Genomic DNA, 358 nt, shown 5'->3' on the forward strand with positions numbered 1-358 from the left:
CAAGGAAATATCCTCAATATTTTTGTGAAGAAAATTACCCTGCGATAAATAAGGTGAAAGCTCCACCATTGCTTTGCTAAGCACCTTGAGCCAGTTATCGGTACTTTTAAGACCGCCTTGAACCGTAAAATGATTGAGTGCCTTATCTGCCAAATGGTGCCCTTCATCCAGTACCAAAATAGACTGCTCGGGTGCTGGCAATATAACGCCACCACCCAAAGCCAGATCTGATAACAAAAGNTCATGATTAACCACGACAATGTCAGCATTGTCCCAGGTCTTTCTGCTTTCATAATAAGGGCAAGAATTAAAATAGCTGCAACGGCGCTTGCTGCACTGCTGATTATCAGTCGATAGA

At 42.9% G+C, this 358-nt stretch carries 1 pseudogene; it reads right to left on the bottom strand.

Annotated features, from left to right (window positions below):
- Window positions 1-358: pseudogene (locus A3761_RS06735) on the bottom strand (hypothetical protein); the annotation flags it as partial.

This window comes from Oleiphilus sp. HI0123 (genome assembly GCF_001635315.1).